The sequence below is a fragment of the Vibrio sp. Vb0937 genome (assembly GCF_033338855.1).
The window spans coordinates 1-1352 of the sequence record NZ_JAWOTK010000214.1 but is presented as its reverse complement, the minus strand read 5'-3'; the positions used below and the strand labels follow the sequence as shown (position 1 = coordinate 1352).

Below are 1352 nucleotides of genomic sequence, written 5' to 3'. Positions count from 1 at the left end.
GGTGGGGAATACGAATCATCGAAAGATGCGCAAGAAGGGCTATTTGGTTCTCTGCCGATGGGCTACTTGCTGATGTTCATCATTACCATTTTACTGTTTAACTCAATCAAAAAACCGTTGGTGATTTGGTTTACGGTTCCGCTTTCCATTATTGGTGTGGCGTTCGGTCTACTGACAACTAACATGCCATTCAGCTTCACTGCATTCCTTGGATTGCTGAGCTTGAGCGGGATGATTTTGAAAAACGGCATTGTGTTACTTGATCAAATTAACTTGGAATTAGAGTCTGGCAAAGATCCGTATCTTGCGATTGTAGATAGCGCGATCAGCCGTGTGCGTCCAGTAAGCATGGCGGCGCTGACAACGATTCTAGGGATGATACCACTCGTGTTTGACGCTTTCTTTGGCTCAATGGCGATTACGATTATGGCAGGTCTTGGTTTTGCAACGGTACTAACATTGATTGTTGTACCAGTAATGTTTGCGATTCTATTTAGGATTAAACCGACCACTGCATAAGGACTCCTGACTTATCTAAGTCAGCTTCCTGCCTAGCCCTGAGGGATTTCCTCAGGGCTTTTTTCGTTTTAGAACTTGTAAGAGACGCCAGCGTAAAGTGATCCGAGCATGATGGTTAAGTCATCGTAAGTTTCGTCAATTACAAATGTGTCTACTTCATACGCGATGCGGAAATTCAGATTCTCGATCGCTTTAGGTGAGTATTCGCCACCAACACCTGCACGGAATGACGTTTCTGCTTTTGACGAAGAGCCAAAATCAAGTTCGGTACGACCAAGGCCGACCGTCGCAAACGGACGCCAGCCACTGTCAAACGTGTAACCTAGGTTCGCCATTAGAGCGATGTTTTCAGGTTTTACCATTGTGCGTGGTGCATCTTCAAACTTGTCAAAAATATCACCGTAGCGTGTGTATTGCGCTTCGATTGCGACGATACGGTTGAACTGGTAACCGCCAAACAGTTTGTATGTGGAGTCGTTAGAATCCAGATTAACCGCATACGGCCAAACACTGTCGTCATAGACAGTTGTAACCCCGATACCACCACCAAGGTAAAAGCCTGATACGTCTTTTTTCTCGACATCAGTTTGATTTGCTTGCGCGAATGCTGAAACAGCAGCTAACAAAAGGACAGCTTTTTTCATGTGTAATTAACTTTATTATTTTGATTAAAACGAAGTGAAATATAAGAGGCTTTATCTGCTTTTGGGATTTTTCATCGGCTACTTGAAAAAACACAAGTCACCGAAGCGTTAGTTAAGCAAATAAGTCGCACCTCTCATGCGTGCAGCATAACGAGTCAAAAAATAAAGGTTAAGTATCGAAATGTATGG

The 1352-nt window shown here is 43.6% G+C and carries 2 protein-coding genes; one reads left to right on the top strand and one right to left on the bottom strand.

What is annotated here, in order from left to right:
* Positions 1-519 (top strand): efflux RND transporter permease subunit (locus R7P67_RS24535; RefSeq protein ID WP_318086279.1); only part of this gene is annotated, 519 nt, incomplete at its 5' end.
* Positions 520-587: 68 nt separating this feature from the next.
* Here the strand turns inward: R7P67_RS24535 and R7P67_RS24530 are convergent.
* Positions 588-1163, bottom strand: a complete 576-nt coding sequence (locus R7P67_RS24530) for a porin family protein (protein ID WP_005454197.1) — start codon at positions 1161-1163, stop codon at positions 588-590.
* Positions 1164-1352: the final 189 nt, after the last annotated feature.

Bases quoted from the DNA above. Each gene is read 5' to 3' on its own strand.
- R7P67_RS24530 (WP_005454197.1), bottom strand. From the start codon at position 1,163: ATGAAAAAAGCTGTCCTTTTGTTAGCTGCTGTTTCAGCATTCGCGCAA.